Source organism: Algoriphagus persicinus (assembly GCF_035156415.1).
Lineage (GTDB): Bacteria > Bacteroidota > Bacteroidia > Cytophagales > Cyclobacteriaceae > Algoriphagus > Algoriphagus persicinus.
The window spans coordinates 1-16,842 of sequence record NZ_JAYEEY010000015.1; the positions used below are offsets into that span (position 1 = coordinate 1).

Here is a 16,842-nt window from a genome sequence, read left to right on the forward strand (position 1 = left end):
AACGCCTATTGCTAAAGAGTTAAACAGTAGTCAAAAAAATAGAGACCGATTTCAGGAAATCGGCCTCTATTGAATAAAAAAGGCTGTCTCCAATAATGAAAATCAATATGAGACAGCCACTCTTTTTTTTACTGGCTCCCCTTATTAGCGATAGTTGCAAACAGAATCGACTTTCTCCACGATTAAAGGAAGTTCAAGATCAAATTCTTAAGTCTAATATCTTATAAAATTTGAAACTTTAGGGAAGAAGTTTTTCCATCATTTTTAAATTTAAGATTTCTTGTTATTTAGCGGTCAGTTTGTCACCACTCATTAATTCGGAAATTTCTTTTAATCCTTGCTTTCTTGAAAGGAGGATTTAACTATTCTTATTTAATAGATAAGTCGCAGTAGTTGATGAGTCGGTGAGAATTTACTGACTGAAGTGGATTAGGTTATTTTGGAAGGAAGTAAGGGGCTGAAGATGTTTTAAGTAAACTTATCCTATTGGTGTTGATCCCTTTCTATTTTTTTTCGGATCCTGTATTTTGGCAGGATCACGGATAATCATCTGGCATCATTTTAGTACTTAGGGTATAATATAGTTCAAGCTTTTGAAAATTTACTTTACATAAGTAGCACCCTAATTAATCCAAAAAAATAAATGAAACATCTATTTTTAAAATTGTTGGCCATTACATTAGTTTTTGGTCTGACTTCCTGTTTGAATGATGATTCCATCCAGCAGCCAGTGCTTTCGGTAGAATTTAACACCGTGACCTCTCCTTTTAAAACACTGGCTTATGCAGGTCCATTAAACAGACAAACTTCAAGTGGTAGCTTTGTATTTACAGATGGTTTCATAACATTAACTGCCATGGAATTTGAAGCCGAATCTAAAAACGATTTAGAATCAGTAGAATTCGAGTTTGAACAAAGGGTAGTGATAGATTTTGCCACAGGAGTTCCTACACCAGATATCAGGGGAATAGCGATTCCTGCAGGAACTTATGAGGAAGTGAGTATAGAGGTAGAGTTATTTGATGAAACCGATGATCCTTCAGTAGTATTAAATGGCACTTATACAGCACCAGACGGAACTGATCATCCTCTCCGCTTTGAGTTTAATTCAGGAGAAACTTTTGAGGTAGAAAGAGAAGGAACAATAGTCTTCACCCAAAATCAATCGGCCATTGCTGAAATCACCTTTGACCCATCTGTCTGGTTTGCCGGGGTTACTGATGAGCTTATGGCAGATGCCACCAAAAATTTGGATGGTATAATTGTCATAAGTGAATCCCGAAATAGCGAAATTTTTGACATTGTCGCAGATGGTTTGGATTTGGCCACTGAACTGGAAATTACAGATTAAGTAAGAATGTAAGAAGTTTGTTCATTGTAACTCGTGATATTAGAAAACTAGTTAAAAGGTTGTCTTTCTGAGACAGCCTCTTTTTAGTTTGCTTCTAAGAGCAGCTTATATTAGAAGATCATTATCCTCTCGTCAATTGACGATAAGTCCTGAAAAGCTTGTGTTTGGCTTGAACCAGTATTATAAATTGAAAATCAAACAATTACAGATCTTAGCTGCAGCTTTGTGTTTTTGGGTAGTTGTGTCTTGGAAAAAAGCTGCAACCATCAAAAAACCTTGTTTAAATGAAATGGGGAGAGATTAAAACAAAAAAAGGTCATTTCTGGCCTCTTTTTTTCACTGGCTCCGCCTCAAGGACTTGAACCTTGGACCCTCTGATTAATCCCGTACATACGGGACTCTAACCAACTGAGCTAAAACAAAAAAACCTGACACTTTCGTGTCAGGTTTTGCTCCTTCTCTTGGGCTCGAACCAAGGACCCTCTGATTAACAGTCAGATGCTCTAACCAGCTGAGCTAAGAAGGAATTTTGTATTTCATTCGGAGCGTGTTCCGAATTGGTGATGCAAATGTAGGAGGCTAAGTCTTTTATTCCAAATGAGGCTGGTAAAAAAACAGTGGGATTTGTGTTTTTCATGCTTTCATACTTCAAAATCAGAGACTTATTTTTTGGAATTTTTCCGATCAAACAATTTTAATACTTAGTTTTGAAGGATTTTCTTTTGGATTTGTTAATTTATTGCTCTTTACTTTTCACGCCAAAATCACCTATCTATGATTAAACAGCTTAAGAGAAGAGAATTTGTTAAATATTCCGCCCTGACAACACTCGGGCTTCATTTTTTGCCTTTTTCAGGTGTACTTGCAGCCCCTTCAGACCGGGTTAGAATTGCTCACATAGGTTTGGGAGGCATGGGTTTGAACCATATGAACTGGTTCGCTAATTTGCCTGAAGCAGAAATCGTAGCCTTATGCGATGTAGATGAACTTCATGCCCAAGAAGCTCTTATGAAACTGAAGCAGATTCATCCCGATACCAAAGCTCAGGTATATTCAGATTTCAGAAAGGTTTTAGACAGGCAGGATATAGATGCGATTACCATCGCCACTCCAGACCACTGGCATGCTCAGATTGCAATTTTGGCGTTTCAGGCGGGAAAAGATGTGTATAGCGAAAAACCGCTGTCCTATTCGCAGCGAGAAGGCAAGTTGATGCTGAATTCCCAAAAGGAAACCGGTAGGATTTTCCAATTGGGTACCCAAATCCATGCGGGAGAAAACTATCACCGGGTAGCCGAAATCATCCAATCTGGTGTTTTGGGTAAAATCAAAACAGTACGGCTTTGGAAGACTGGCGAGCCTCCATTGATTCCTATTTTAAACTATCAGGCACCACCCTCCAATTTAAACTGGGATATGTGGCTCGGTCCAGCTCCTTACTCTGATTATTCACCTGAAAAGGTCCATGTCAATTACCGGTATTTTATGGAATATTCCGGTGGGGTTTTTCAAGACTTTTGGTGCCATATCGCCGATATTGTATGGTGGTCTATTAGCCCTTCCGGATTAAAAAAAGTAAGGGCGAATGGAGAAAAATCTGATGGCGCCGGAGATACACCTAAATGGATCGATGTTGATTTTAAATTCAAAAAGCTCAACCTACACTGGACTTCTACGCCACCAGATGTAGCGGGGGCGGCAGATAGGAGTATAGGAGCGTATTTTGAAGGGACTAAAGGCACTCTGATTTGTGATTATTCCAGCAAGGAAATCCGGCTCGACGGCAAAGTGATGGAGGATATCCCTGAAATTCCCAAATCAATAATAAGGTCTCCCGGACATCAACAGAATTTTATTGATGCGGTAAAGGCGCAGAGCCAACCGGAATCTCACCTCGAATACGCAAGAAATATGACCATGCCTATGCACCTGGCATTGATTTCCTTTAAGTTGAAGGAAGAATTGAAATGGGATGCCAAGCATGAACTTTTCAAAAATAATGAAGTTGCCAACCAATTACTTTTCAGGCCTTATCGGGATAAATGGAATTTGATCGGAGCCTGAATTACTGACAACAAATGATATTTTATCTTAATAAAAAATTCAAAACGCAATGCCGAACTATACATTAACAATCAACGGAGAAGTACAGACAGTAGATGCTGTGGAGGATATGCCACTATTATGGGTGATCCGAGATCTACTTGGAATGACGGGGACCAAATTTGGTTGCGGAAAATCGCTTTGTGGGGCATGTACCATCCATCTGGATGGAGTGGCGGTGAGATCTTGTTCTGTCTCAATATCTACCGTCGGAGACGGTAAGATCACTACTATCGAAGGCCTTTCGGCAGAGGGGGATCATCCGGTGCAAAAAGCCTGGGTAGAGCATATTGTCCCTCAATGTGGCTATTGTCAATCAGGTCAAATAATGAGTGCGGCGGCTTTGTTGAATGCAAATACAAGCCCAACCGAAGCAGAAATCGAAGGGGCGATGGCTGGGAATCTTTGTAGGTGCGGTACCTACAATCGTATCAAAGAAGCAATTATGACTGCCTCAAAATCACTTTAATCTCTCCCACTAAATCGTATTCTTATGCTTCCAACTATTCCATTTCTGAACAATACAAAAAGAAAAGATCAAAGTAAGGTTTTTTCACCTTCACGAAGAGAATTTTTAAAATTCGGATCACTAGCCACAGGTGGACTCTTCCTAGGAGTAAGTTTCCAGTGTTTGGGATCCAAGGGTGAACCCGTCACTTTTGCTCCCAATGTCTATATAAGTATCAACTCAGATAATGAAGTGACGCTGGTAGCTCACAGATCTGAGATGGGCACCGGTATCCGTACTACGCTTCCTCAGATCTTGGCAGATGAGCTAGGTGCTGATTGGTCCAAAATTAAGATCGTACAAGCTGAAGGAGATGAGGAAAAGTATGGCAACCAAAATACCGATGGCTCTTTTTCTGTTCGAATGTTTTATGAGCCGATGAGAAAAGCCGGAGCTACAGCTCGACACATGTTGATTTCCGCAGCAGCAGCTGACTGGGAAGTAGAGGCATCTGAATGTGATACTCAAAATGGTATGGTGATCCATTCAGGGAAGGGGAAAAAGGTAAGCTTTGGGGAGTTGGTAGGAAAACTAAAAGATACGCCGGTTCCGGCTCCTGCAGATGTGAAACTGAGGGATTTTTCTCAGTATAAACTGATAGGGAAAGATGTGCCGATTTATGATATTGATGACATCACGCGTGGCACAGCGGTTTTCGGAGCAGATGTGAATTTGCCAAACATGAAAATTGCTGTCATCAAAAGAACGCCGGTCATTGGTGCAAAAGTGATTTCCTATTCAGATGAAAAAGCATTGGCTGTGCCGGGAGTAGTGAAAGTGGTCAAAATCGATGGTTCAGGCTTTCCGCCAGGATTAGACAAGGCGCTGGAAGGAGTAGCTGTGATTGCGACTAATACATGGTCTGCCATTAAAGGGCGGGATGCGCTGGTGATTGAGTGGGATTTGGGCGAAAACCAAAATTATAATTCAGACCGGCAGCAAGCTGAAATGCTCGAAAGTACTAAAGGAAAGGGAAAAGTCAGAAGAGAAAGAGGTGATTTTGATGGAGCTGGAAGATCGGCATCTAAAATCCTGGAAAGGACTTTTGAGGCTCCCTATTATGCCCATGCCACCATTGAGCCACCGGTGGCAATCGCAGATGTCAAGGAAGATGGATCCTGTGAGGTTTGGGCACCTAGTCAGCATCCTCAATGGGCTAGAGAAGCTGTGGCGGCAGCAATTGGAGCAGATAGTGCCAATGTCAAAGTAAATGTAACCTTGCTTGGCGGTGGATTTGGAAGAAAATCAAAGCCAGACTTTGTCGTGGAAGCAGCATTGCTATCAAAAGCAGCAAAAGCGCCTGTTCGGGTTCAGTGGACACGAGAGGATGATCTTCATTTTGACTTTTTTCATTCGCATAGCGCACAGCGAATCAAAGCAACGTTGGATTCAGCAGGGAATTTATCTGGCTGGAACCATCATACCGTTTTTCCGGCCATCGGAGCTACCGGCAGCAAAGAAGAATTGCACCCGTCTGATGGTGAAATGGCATTAGGTTGTGTTGACTTCCCATTTGATGTGCCCAATATTCGCATAGAATCTCATGAATCCACCGGTAATACCAGAATAGGATGGCTACGCTCTGTGAGTAATATTCATCATGCTTTTGCCATGCATGCGATGATGGATGAAATCGCAGAAGCTAGAGGCAAAGATGCGATTGAAAATGCCTTAGAACTTTTGGGAGAAGATCGTGACATTACCTTCCAATCAGAAATAGTGGGGGGTGAATATGGCAACTATGGAGAGAATATAACAGACTATCCATGGAATACAGGAAGAATGAAAAATGTCATTCGCAGCGTAGCCGAAAAGGCAGATTGGGCAGCCAACAAAGCTGCCGGTAAAATCATGGGTTTTGCTGCTCACAAAAGTTTTCTGACCTATGTAGCCTGCGTAGTAATGCTGGAGAAAGGAGCTGCAGACAGCACTATTATTTCAGATGTCTTCTATGTTGTGGATTGCGGAGTTGCCGTCAATACAGATCGAATTCGCTCACAATTTGAAGGTGGGTCTCAGTTTGCAACTAGTTTAGCAACCACCTCTGCCATCACTTTTGACAAAGGACAGGTTCAGCAAAATAACTTCGACACGTATCAGATTATTCGTATGCCAGCTTCACCCAAAAATATTCATGTGCATATCATAGAAAGCCAGATCAAGCCTACAGGGGTGGGAGAACCTCCGGTTCCACCATTTATTCCTGCTTTGGCAAATGCCATGTATCAAATGACTGGTAAGAGAATTTATAAGTTGCCTTTCAGTATTTAATTTTTCAATCAGTCTCAACTCCGAATGCTGATTCTGTTTGGATTGAGACTGATTTTTTATTTTTGATCTTTTACGCTGAACTTTCGCTTCATGACTTTTCAGCTATTTATAGACTCGCCAATATAAAAATAACCTACTACGGATGACTTCGATAGCCCGGCTACTTATCATTTTATTTACTTTTAACCAATATCCAAAACAATCCCATGAAAACATCCCTAGGAGTGATCATCTTATTTTTTTCATTTTCTTGCGTTAATGCACAGGAGGAACAAATTACAGGCTTCGGAGAGGGAGTTCCTATTGCTACACTGAGAGGATCTGGTTTAGATGAAATATCAGGCTTGGCATGTAGCAAAATACTTCCAGGTGTGATTTATGTCCACAACGATAGTGGAGGAGAGGCTGCTGTTTATTTATTGGATACTTTGGGGCAAAATTTGGGGAAAATTGAATTCCTTGGGACGGAAAATAGAGATTGGGAAGACTTAGCCATAGGTCCGGGAGGAGACGGTAAGTCCTATATTTATGTGGGAGAAATCGGTGATAATAATGCTATACATGAGGAGATTGCTATTTATCGCATTCCTGAGCCAGATGCTAGAAATCCTCTAAGGCAGGTAATTCCCCAAAAGACCATACTGAAATATCCGGGAGGAGCTAGAGACGCCGAATCACTCATGGTTGACCCCATTTCAGGCGATATTTTTATAATTTCCAAACGGGATAGTCTCAATACCCTGTACAGACTTCCGGCAGATAAATTTGGAGAAGGTGAAATAGAACTAGAAGAGCTGATCAAGCTTCCCTTCACAAGTGCCACTGCGGCGGATATTTCGGCAGATGGCAGTCAAATTCTAGTGAAAAATTATTTAACGATTTACTATTGGAAGAGGAATGCTGGAGAAACTATCGACAAAGCAATGAGTAGAGATCCTGTTCAACTGCCCTATTCTCCAGAACCTCAAGGTGAAGCTATTGGCTTTGCGCCAGATGGAAAAGTATTCTATACACTCAGCGAAAAACGATTCGATTTGGATCCCGTTCTTTACAAGTACATCGCCAAGCAGCCCTAATGCAGACTTCCTCTACTATTCTGATGGTTCGCCCAGCAAATTTTGGATTCAATCCTGAGACTGCTGAAAATAACTTTTATCAACAAGCAGCTACCAGACCGGCAAGTGAAATCAATAAGCTGGCACAGCAAGAGTTTGACGGATTTGTAGCAATGCTCAGGGATCAAGGAGTTCATGTGATAGTGGAGCAAGATACTATAGATCCTGTCAAGCCCGATGCAGTATTTCCCAACAATTGGTTTAGTACACATCCTGACGGGAAATTGATTTTGTATCCCATGTTTTCTCCAAACAGACGATTGGAGAGAAGGAAAGGCTTGATTGAGGACTTGATGAAGCACAAGTTTAAAGTGGATGAGATCATTGACCTGAGTTTTTTCGAGGACGATGAGCAATACCTAGAAGGCACTGGAAGTATGGTCATAGATCATCAGTCCAAAATTATTTATGCCTGTTTTTCCGAACGCACCCATGCTATTCCACTGGATTATTTAAGTAAGCTACTTGGCTATAAAGTGGTGGGATTCCATGCTATGCAGGATGTGCAAGGTGTGCTTAGTCCCATCTATCATACCAATGTAATGATGCACATAGGCACTGAATTGGCTGTCGTTTGTTTGGATAGTATTCCAAAAGCTTCCGAAAAGCAAGCTGTCCAAAAGGGCTTGACTCAAGCTGGCAAAAAAGTAATGCCTATCACTGCGAAGCAAAAGTTTCATTTTGCCGGAAATATGCTGGAAGTAGGAAACGATGGAGGTGAAAAATTCACCATAATGTCAGAATCTGCACTCGAATCACTGAATGTTGGACAGATTCAGCTGATAGAAAAATACTCAACCATCATAAGCCCTTCCATTCCTACTATTGAAAAATTAGGTGGAGGAAGTGCACGTTGTATGATGGCTGAGGTTTTTTTGCCTTTGGCTACTACTTAACTTTGGTAATCTTGTGGATTATTCCACGCCCGGATCTACTCTTTTTTTTCTCTCCAGTTCAGTTTTGCCCAATTCTGTGATGTTTTTTACTGCGTCAGAACTTGAAGTTGTTGCTTCATCAGTTGAAGCAGGCTTGATTATTTTTTTAGGTGCCATGATTTGTTGTTTTTAAAGTGTTTGAAAATAGTTATAAGCATTCAGCTGTATGTGAGATGCTTTTTTGGTTTGGTAAAAGTAAAGTAGTCATTTTTTACAATAAAAAGTAAATGTAAACTGCTTAAAGCTGGTTTTAGCCGCTAGATGAACCCAGGTAATGCGGCATAGTTGTAAAAATAAGTGCTCTTGTTTGTAAATCAGGTTCTCAGGGCAGAAAGAAATAACCTCAAAGCTTCGAGAAATGTCGCCAATTCTTGAAGTCCTAAGGCCATTTAAAATTTGGATTTTCTTATAATCTGAATCGACTAAATCCCGGTATAGTTAAATGGAGAAATCATACTTAACTCTGCCTTCAATTCATCCGAAATAGGAAGGTTGGTGATGAATTCCGAGATTGATTTTTCTGTGATTTTGGTGTTTGTCCTTGTCAGGTCTTTCAGTGCTTCATAAGGTTTTGGGAAGCCTTCTCTTCTCAATATGGTTTGGATGGCTTCGGCTACCACAGCCCAGTTTTCTTCCAAATCAGCCAGAATAGCAGCTTCGTTGAGTTCTAATTTACCCAGCCCTTTTAGCAAGGATTCACAAGAGATCAGCATATGTCCAAGCGGCACTCCGATGATTCTCAAAACCGTGCTATCAGTCAGATCCCGCTGCAATCGCGAAATAGGAAGCTTGGCGGCCAAGTGCTCCAAAAGTGCATTTGCGATACCCAAATTTCCTTCAGCATTCTCGAAATCTATAGGGTTGACTTTGTGTGGCATGGCTGAGGAACCTATCTCACCGGCCTTGATTTTCTGCTTGAAATAATTCATCGCCACATATTGCCATACGTCTTTTGATAGATCCAGCAGAATTGTATTGATTCTCTTCAAGCCATCAAAAACAGCCGCCAGATTGTCGTAATGCTCGATTTGAGTGGTTGGGTAGCTTCTCTCCAAACCCAGATATTCTCCCACAAATTGGTAGGCAAACTCGTTCCATTTGTAGGCTGGATAGGCGACATGATGTGCGTTCATATTACCAGTGGCTCCTCCAAATTTAGCGGAATAAGGAATATGATTTAGTAAAATCAATTGCTTCTTTAGTCGGATAACAAAAACTTCAATTTCCTTTCCCAGACGGGTAGGAGAGGCCGGCTGCCCGTGAGTTTTTGCAAGCATAGGGATGTCTTTCCACTTATTTGCAAGCACTTGGAGTCTGTCGATTACCGCATCCAGTTGTGGTAAAATCACTTCATTCAAGCCTTCCTTCAGCATCAGGGGAGTTGCGGTATTGTTGATGTCCTGAGAGGTCAGGCCAAAGTGTATGAATTCCTTGTGGGCTTCTAATCCCAGTACATCGAATTTCTCTTTTAGGAAATATTCTACCGCCTTTACATCATGATTTGTGATTTTTTCAGTGGCTTTGATGGTATCCGCATCAGCGAGTGAAAAATCCGTCACTATAGACCTAAGATTCTCAAATAGCCCTTGATCAAAGCTCTCCAATTGAGGTAAAGGAAGTTCGCATAGAGCGATGAAATACTCTATTTCTACATGAACTCGATATTTGATTAGGGCAAATTCAGAAAAATAGGCTCTCAAAGGAGCTGTTTTGCCAGCGTAGCGCCCATCTATTGAAGTCACGGCGGTCAATGCATTTAATTCCATCTCTTTAGATCAATTGGTTTTAGGAAGCAGCAAAGTTAATTTTTTGAAGCCAAATGTTCGGTTTTCGTTAGGCTATTTGGGGAAATATCCTTCAATTAATTCGAACTACAGAGGCAATATCTGAGTTATGATGTGCAAATAATCAGTCGCAAGCCAGAATATTTGGCTTTCGGAGTTAATTTTGCAACCGTTTAAACAGATAAAAGCTCAGATTAGGAATGTTCAATTTATTTAAGAAAAAGAAGGAAGAGGTAAAGGCGCCAACGTATTTGCCACTGAAAGTGAGGGAGGTAGTGAAAGAGACAGAAGATACAGTCACTGTGTATTTTGAGCAGCCAGAGCCGTTTCTTGATTATAAACCGGGACAGTTTTTGACGCTCGTGATGGATTTTGAAGGCAAGGAACAGCGTAGGTCTTACAGTCTTTGTACATCGCCCTACGTGGATCCGTTTCCTGGAATATCTGTCAAGCGCGTTCCCAAAGGCAAGTTTTCCAATTTTTTAAATGAGCGTGTTTTTCCTGGTAAAACCATCAATGTGCTCAAGCCTTTGGGTAATTTTACCACTGATTTTCACTCCAAAAACAAGAAACATTTCTTCTTGGTAGCTGCCGGAAGTGGGATTACACCTATTATGGGTATTTTGAAATCTGTGTTGGTCAATGAGCCAAACTCTAAAGTATCCCTGCTCTACTGTAGCCGAAATGAAGCTCAAATCATCTTCAAAAAGGAATTAGAAGTGTTGGCTCAGCAAAATGCGGAAAGGCTGGAACTGATCCATAATTTGAGTCAGCCGAGTGCTGATTGGACTGGGATGAAAGGAAGGTTGACAAAGGAAAGTATTCTTGAATTTGCTGGAAAAGCCGAATCAGAGCCTGATTACGACAAGGAATATTTCGCCTGCGGACCAAAGGGAATCATGGACAATGTAGTTGCTGTGCTGGATGATTTGGGAGTTCCTAGCGAGAAAGTGCACCGGGAAAGTTTTTATTCTGCTGCTGCAGAAAAAGCGCATGATGATGCCGCTCACGGCATTACTGGCGGATTATTGACTAGAGATGTGAAGGTGATTTTGGAGGGGGAAGAGCATGCTGTATCGGTCTCTCCTGACAAAACGATACTCGAAGCAGGCTTGTCTCAGAATTTGAATATGCCTTATAGCTGCCAAAGTGGTCTTTGCACCGCCTGTAGAGGCAAACTGCTTAGTGGTAAAGTGAAAATGGATGAAGATGCGGGACTTAGTCCAAATGAAATCGAGGCAGGTTATGTGCTGTGCTGCATGTCGCATCCATTGACTGATGATGTGAAGGTTACCATTGAGTAATTCAGAAAACCTTATTAAGACTTCTATTTTGGAAATCCAGGAATACAGGAAGGTTTACAAGAACCTTGATAGACTTATTTTGATCTTATTGGTTTTGGTTCTTCCCATTTTCGGAATGATCTATCTATATCAATCCACCGGTAAAATAACTTGGAATCTACCTGAGTTGCCAATGCTTGTAAGTCAAGTATTGTCCGGTGCAGGAATAGGTCTTTTATTGGCTCAGTACTTCCTTTTTCGCAAAAGAGTACAGGCTGTTTTTCTGACAGAGGATTTGCTTGCAAAGCTTAAAATCTATGCAAATGCCACGCGGGAGCGGTATGTGATGCTTTTCGTGGTGGCGTTGATTTGCTCGGCTGGATTGCTTCTTTTCGCATCGGCTATATACAACGTGCTTTTTGCCACGGCACTTTTCTTTTTTTCTGTGGCTAAACCTAGTCCAGAACGAATCAAAACTTTGCTAAAACTGAACAAGGAAGATGCTGAAGTCATACGATTGGCATCTAGACCGGAGTAAGATTTTTTAGATTTTAAACCTAAGATTTTAGACCTAAGACATTAGATATAAGATGTTAGAAACAAGAGGTTAGAGCCATGAATTTAGCTATTGATAGAAAAATAGACAATTAAAACCAGCAGTGCCATTAGGTACGGCTCTGAATTAATAGTCTTAGTGCTGTACCTAAAGTCACAGCAAAATTGATAAAAATCAATAACTACCTATTGGTTGCCCGCTGCGGCAATTCTGAAATTCATAGGATCAAGATATCAATGGGCTTCACTCTCTCCTACGGAATCTAAAATCATACTGCGCTCTCTGCGAAATCCTCCGCGCTCTCAGTGGTTCAAGAAGCACAAAAAAAGCCAACCCTTTCGGATTGGTCTTTTAAACAATCATAGCTAATTAATTCTCAATCGTGATGTTACCGGATGATATGGAGCCTTTCACCCAAGCAGCTGCATCATTATCAATTTCCAGGTTTTTACCCGTATTGATTCCTCCCACTCTTAGGTTGCCCGAAGATGCTTTCAGAGAGAAATTATAATTTTTCAAATTAGAAGGAGTTTGTATTTTGAAATTCCCTGAGGTACCGTTGAAGTTCGTGTTTCCACTCAATCCTGCATTAGTAGCCCGGATGTTTCCGGAAGTAAACTTCATGGAGCCTAAAGAACCAATGTTACTCAACTTCGCATTTCCTGAGGTAAGTGCCACACTCAATTGACCTTTCACTCGGTCGGCGGTCAAAGATCCACTGGTAGATTGATAGTTTAAATTTCCGCCCACATTATTAATGTCAGCATTTCCAGAGGTGATACCTGCGTCTATATTTCCTGATACTTTATCAATGAAGAGCGCGCCAGAACTTGCTTTAATAGCCAAATCTCCTGAGATATTGGTAGCGGTGATTTTGCCTGAAGATACCCGAAGATTAGTCTGATCTCCCACTACTTTATCCACGGTGAGTGTACCTGAGGAATTTTTCATATCTAGATCGATATTCATCGGTCCAGTGATTTTGATAAAGCCCTTATTCCGGTTATTCCCCCAAGAAGAAGTTCTGGAACTTTGTTCATATGAGATTTTCAACACATCGCCTACAGTCACGAAAATGATATCTTGATTTTCTTCGTTTGACTCTAAGTAGGCTTCCACGTGCACGTCTGAATTTGTCCCCCCGGTGAAAGACACATCCAGCCAGCCACCGCTTACTTCGATGGCTTTGATGTTTGAATAGTTTTTATTGGCATCTACCAATACTTTTTGTGCAAAGCTGACTACTGTGATCAGCATCATGGCTACTGCCAAGCTTGATAATTTGATAATTTTTTTCATAGTTCTGATTTTTATCTGATGGTGACACCGAAGCTCAGAGCTTGAACTTCCGGGCCTAAGTTTTCTTGGAAAAGATTGTTTAAATCGTAGTTAAAGAATAAGGTGACATCACTTACTCCTATTTCTGCGCGAGCTCCATATCGGAAGTTTTCTGCATACATATTTGATTTCTCTAACTGCTTTTGCTTGTTGTCTCTTTCATCGTCGTACACAAATTTTCCCCGTCCACCAATTCTCACTCCAGCATATCCACCCAGGCCGAGTCGGAGTTTTTGATTATTGGAAAGTACAGTAGGCACTAGCGTGAAATTGAGATAGGATGCAGAGATTTTGGATTTGGTTCCAGTGCCAGGTCCTGCAAATTCTTCCCAGACGATTCCATCTGGATTTTTTACGGCGATTAGGCTTCTGTCTTCTAATTTGAAATTGTACCAGTTGACGCCAATAGAGGAGTAGAGGTGGAAGTTTTTAGAGACCTTGGTGGTTCCCAGGATATTGATAGCATAATACCAAGAGCCCCAAGGCTTCACCGTTGGCATTTGATCTGTAGGAGTTACTTGATTGATTCCTAGTTCGGTGGCTAAATCAGCTGAAAATCGATTTCTTTCATGAATATCTTTAATTTTAACTTCATCGTTCTCTTCGATATCAAGAATCCATTTCCCGTCTTCTTTTTGATTATAGGACCAGGTGTTTCCAAAGACTTTGATGACTTTACTTTTAGTGTAAATGACCGTATCCGCTTTGTCTTGGGCAAAAGCATAGCTAAGTGACAAGACAAAGAATATAAGTGGTAGTAGTATAGTTTTCATTGTGGATCGTTTTAAAAATGTTCTTTTTTCGCCCATTTGATTAGAATACAATCCCAATAGTGATAGGGTTGAGTTCCGGGCCTTTCCCTTCCTGGAAGAATTCATTCAGATCATACGTTGTGAAGAATTTGACCCTCCCAATGCCCAATTCACCTCGGATTCCATACCTGAAGTTCTGAAGGTAAAGCCCCGTATCTTGCTTGTCTTTGCGACGTCCAGAGCCGCCCAATTCCTCATAGACATATTTGGACTGGCCTCCAAGTCTATACCCGGCATAAGGGCCTGCCGCTAGTCGCACTCCTCTGCTGCCATTGTCATTCATTTTCCCAAAATCCAGCTCAAGCATAGTCATAGCGGTGAGGTAGGTAGCTGAAATTTTACTCTTGAATCCATCCACGTCTGTTCTTTGGATGAAGTCAATCGATTCATCACCTCGTATAGCCTGAAAGTCCTTGTTTTCAAACTTGAAATTGTAGAATTGAAACCCTAAGCCGAAGTCCCAGTAGAAGCCTTTGGAGATCCGTTGTGCAGCCATCCAGTTGACACCCACATTCCAGCTTCCCCAACCTTTGACAGCATAGGGTTTGTCCGAAGTAGGGAATTTGCCGTCCTCCAGGTAGTTATTTACGCCTAGATCGAAATTGAAATAGGTCCTGAACGGAGGATCACTTTTTCTTTTCAAACCTGGCTCAAAACGCACTTTGGTGTTTTCTCCCGTTTCATCTACCAGAAGTCGCATGCTTCCTATATAGACTTCAGTCTCAGCCCCATCTTCTGTCACTTTCACCACCTGCTTGGAAGTGCCATCTTTTTTCTTGATCTCCACTATAGTGGTTTCTCCACTTTGCTCATTTTCTTCCAGATCAAGTTCTCTGATGATCTGATTGATATTCATCAGCTTTAGTTTTTCAAAGTCTTCTTTGCTGTTCACGATGATGACAATTCTTCCGGATTTCCCGAATTCTACCACGACGCTGTCACTGGCAACTTTGTGGTCTATTGATAGCACAGTCCCGGCAAATCCTATTTGCACGAGTGCCATCAAACAAAATAGTAGCAGGTATTTTTTCATTATAATTTTTCGATTTTAAACTAGTAGGTGAAGTTTACTTTTCTGCTTTGGTTTTGCGGGTTGTGATCGAGGCGAACAGATTGTCTTTTGCATCCTGAAGGTCTGCAAATCCCTGATCTACCTTTCCCAATAACCCCTCCACTTCATTGACAGTTTTGCCGATTTCGGCTAGTAGGTTTTTATCTTTTGGTTCTTCTGTCAGTCCGTTAGAATAGATTTTTACTCGATAAGCTGGCTCTTCCTCCGCAGGCTTATTTACTTGTGCAATAGCCTTTTCCAATGCTAAAGGAGCGAGTTCCGACTGTGTGATTTCAGGAGTTTCCAACGTGATTTTTGGAACCTCTACCTGCTCTACTTTTTGTAGCTGTGGCTCCTCTTTTTCCTCGGACATGGCGATCAGATTTTGAGGAGTATTTGGCTGAAAATACTGCGTTTTAGAAGAAGAATCAGCAGGCTTTGCTTTAGGTTTTGTGGTAGTAGTTGGCTTAGTTTTTAATTCCTCAGCAGCCTGCTGGTTTTCTGTATAGGTTTGTTTATTATCAGTTTCTTCAGGTGTATTGGTTTCGGGTTGAGTTTCTGTCTGAGTTGGAGAGGCAATTATTTCTTCCGTCTGACTATCAGCCAAAATAGGCTTTTCTACGGATACATCTCCTTCTCGCAATACCAAGTAACCAACTGTGAAAAGGATAGTCAGTGAGGCAGCAGCTGCCCACCAAATTCCTTTGTAGGATCTTGATTTCTGAGGAAGCTGGGATTCCAGTCTTTCCCAGGCAAGTTTGCTTGGTCTTTCTGTATGGTTTTCGAGTTTTTCTTTGAAAAACTGATCCAGATTATTTTTTTCCTTAGCCATTGATTGTCCTTTCTTTTGGTGTTTGACTGGCAATTTTTTCCTTCAAAGTATTTCTTGCCCGGTTGAGTTGGGACTTTGAAGTGCTTTCGCTTATTCCCAAGAGAGTTCCTATCTCTTGGTGAGAGAAACCTTCGATTGCGTAGAGGTTGAATACTGTGCGGTATCCTACCGGGAGGTTTTCTACCATTTGCAGCAGATCCGCAGTTTCCATATGATTGAGTTCATAGTTATGATCCTGATACTCCAGTTCATTCTCCATATTGATCTCCATCATAAGATGACGGTGACTTCTCAGCGTCATGAGTGCTTGTGTGACGATGATCCGCTTCATCCAGCCTTCGAAACTTCCCTTGGACTGAAACTGGGGTAATTTTTCGAAGATTTTCATGAAGCCTTCAATCATCACATCTTCGGCATGTTCCCGGTCTTTGAGGTACCGGATGCATATGGCCAAAAATTTTCCCGAGTACTGATCATACAAGTGGCGTTGTGCCATTCGGTCGCCTTTGAGGCATCCTTGTATTACTCCTGATTCGGTTGAAAAATTGACTCTGCTGAACATTCGATTTAGCTTTCAATTAGGTAGATGCCCGCACTGAAAAAATGGTTGCGTGGATAAGTGAAAAAAAGTTAATAATTTTTGTTTACTGGGATACTCTCGACTTTTGTTAATCGTAAATGGCTTAAAATAAGTGATTTATGAGAAATTTAATACGCACGTTATATATTCATTTTTATTGTATCAAAATTAAGGATTAAAATGAAAAGGTCTCCGCATGATCAAATTATCATCATGCGGAGACCTTTCTGTCCTCTTTGAATCAATGTATTTGAAAGCTGTCGAACTATTTGGTTCAACCCTTTCAGGGTTGGGAACCGATTTTTGTTCTTATTTCCACGGTT

General features: G+C 41.3%; 15 protein-coding genes and 2 tRNA genes. 8 read left to right on the forward strand and 9 right to left on the reverse strand.

Annotation, left to right across the window (positions count from 1 at the left end; all coding sequences use genetic code 11):
- The first annotated feature begins 643 nt into the window (after window positions 1-643).
- Window positions 644-1,351 carry a hypothetical protein gene (locus U3A58_RS12785; protein WP_323823857.1) on the forward strand — a complete coding sequence of 236 codons (708 nt, stop codon included), beginning with the start codon at window positions 644-646 and terminating at the stop codon, window positions 1,349-1,351.
- A 340-nt stretch (window positions 1,352-1,691) separates the two neighbouring features.
- Here U3A58_RS12785 and U3A58_RS12790 read toward each other — a convergent pair.
- Together U3A58_RS12790 and U3A58_RS12795 are read right to left on the reverse strand one after the other, a co-directional pair.
- Window positions 1,692-1,774, reverse strand: a tRNA-OTHER gene (locus tag U3A58_RS12790).
- Between the two features lie 29 nt (window positions 1,775-1,803).
- Window positions 1,804-1,877, reverse strand: a tRNA-Asn gene (locus U3A58_RS12795).
- A 248-nt stretch (window positions 1,878-2,125) separates the two neighbouring features.
- On the opposite strand from U3A58_RS12795, the gene U3A58_RS12800 reads away from it, so the two are divergent.
- The 5 genes from U3A58_RS12800 to ctlX all read left to right on the forward strand — a co-directional run bounded on the left by U3A58_RS12800 (window position 2,126) and on the right by ctlX (window position 8,244).
- Window positions 2,126-3,415 (forward strand): Gfo/Idh/MocA family protein, encoded by a 1,290-nt coding sequence (locus U3A58_RS12800; RefSeq protein WP_323823859.1) that lies wholly within the window; start codon window positions 2,126-2,128, stop codon window positions 3,413-3,415.
- Between the two features lie 49 nt (window positions 3,416-3,464).
- Window positions 3,465-3,923: a (2Fe-2S)-binding protein gene (locus U3A58_RS12805; RefSeq protein WP_323823860.1), complete on the forward strand. Its 459-nt coding sequence runs from the start codon at window positions 3,465-3,467 to the stop codon at window positions 3,921-3,923.
- 24 nt (window positions 3,924-3,947) lie between these two features.
- Window positions 3,948-6,233 (forward strand): xanthine dehydrogenase family protein molybdopterin-binding subunit, encoded by a 2,286-nt coding sequence (locus tag U3A58_RS12810; protein WP_323823861.1) that lies wholly within the window; start codon window positions 3,948-3,950, stop codon window positions 6,231-6,233.
- Between the two features lie 206 nt (window positions 6,234-6,439).
- Complete coding sequence (locus U3A58_RS12815; protein ID WP_323823863.1) at window positions 6,440-7,309, forward strand: hypothetical protein; 870 nt, start codon at window positions 6,440-6,442, stop codon at window positions 7,307-7,309.
- A complete protein-coding gene (ctlX, locus tag U3A58_RS12820) occupies window positions 7,309-8,244 on the forward strand; it encodes a citrulline utilization hydrolase CtlX (protein ID WP_323823864.1) in 936 nt (311 codons plus the stop codon). Before U3A58_RS12815 ends, ctlX begins: the two co-directional genes overlap by 1 nt.
- Before the next feature lie 18 nt (window positions 8,245-8,262).
- Here the strand turns inward: ctlX and U3A58_RS12825 are convergent, their stop codons facing one another.
- Entirely contained in the window at window positions 8,263-8,400 is a 138-nt protein-coding gene (locus tag U3A58_RS12825; RefSeq protein WP_323823866.1) for a hypothetical protein, read from the reverse strand.
- 305 nt (window positions 8,401-8,705) lie between these two features.
- Window positions 8,706-10,049, reverse strand: a complete 1,344-nt coding sequence (purB, locus tag U3A58_RS12830) for an adenylosuccinate lyase (protein WP_323823867.1) — start codon at window positions 10,047-10,049, stop codon at window positions 8,706-8,708.
- Between the two features lie 218 nt (window positions 10,050-10,267).
- Here purB and U3A58_RS12835 point away from each other — a divergent pair, with 218 nt between their 5' ends.
- Together U3A58_RS12835 and U3A58_RS12840 are read left to right on the forward strand one after the other, a co-directional pair.
- Window positions 10,268-11,371 carry a ferredoxin--NADP reductase gene (locus tag U3A58_RS12835; protein ID WP_323823869.1) on the forward strand — a complete coding sequence of 368 codons (1,104 nt, stop codon included), beginning with the start codon at window positions 10,268-10,270 and terminating at the stop codon, window positions 11,369-11,371.
- Entirely contained in the window at window positions 11,364-11,888 is a 525-nt protein-coding gene (locus U3A58_RS12840) for a hypothetical protein (protein WP_323823870.1), read from the forward strand. The genes U3A58_RS12835 and U3A58_RS12840 overlap by 8 nt, the downstream gene beginning before the upstream one ends.
- Window positions 11,889-12,275: 387 nt before the next feature.
- On the opposite strand, the gene U3A58_RS12845 is transcribed toward U3A58_RS12840, so the two are convergent.
- The 5 genes from U3A58_RS12845 to U3A58_RS12865 are packed head-to-tail and all read right to left on the reverse strand — an operon-like array spanning window position 12,276 to window position 16,501.
- Window positions 12,276-13,205 (reverse strand): DUF4097 family beta strand repeat-containing protein, encoded by a 930-nt coding sequence (locus U3A58_RS12845; RefSeq protein WP_323823872.1) that lies wholly within the window; start codon window positions 13,203-13,205, stop codon window positions 12,276-12,278.
- Window positions 13,206-13,216: 11 nt separating this feature from the next.
- The gene (locus U3A58_RS12850) at window positions 13,217-14,017 is read right to left on the reverse strand and encodes a hypothetical protein (RefSeq protein WP_323823874.1); all 801 of its coding nucleotides are present in this window, start codon (window positions 14,015-14,017) and stop codon (window positions 13,217-13,219) included.
- Between the two features lie 40 nt (window positions 14,018-14,057).
- Window positions 14,058-15,089: a hypothetical protein gene (locus tag U3A58_RS12855; protein ID WP_323823875.1), complete on the reverse strand. Its 1,032-nt coding sequence runs from the start codon at window positions 15,087-15,089 to the stop codon at window positions 14,058-14,060.
- A gap of 34 nt (window positions 15,090-15,123) precedes the next feature.
- Window positions 15,124-15,939 (reverse strand): hypothetical protein, encoded by an 816-nt coding sequence (locus tag U3A58_RS12860; protein ID WP_323823876.1) that lies wholly within the window; start codon window positions 15,937-15,939, stop codon window positions 15,124-15,126.
- On the reverse strand, window positions 15,932-16,501 hold the full coding sequence (locus tag U3A58_RS12865; protein WP_323823878.1) for an RNA polymerase sigma factor: 570 nt from the start codon (window positions 16,499-16,501) through the stop codon (window positions 15,932-15,934). Before U3A58_RS12865 ends, U3A58_RS12860 begins: the two co-directional genes overlap by 8 nt.
- Between the last annotated feature and the right edge of the window lie 341 nt (window positions 16,502-16,842).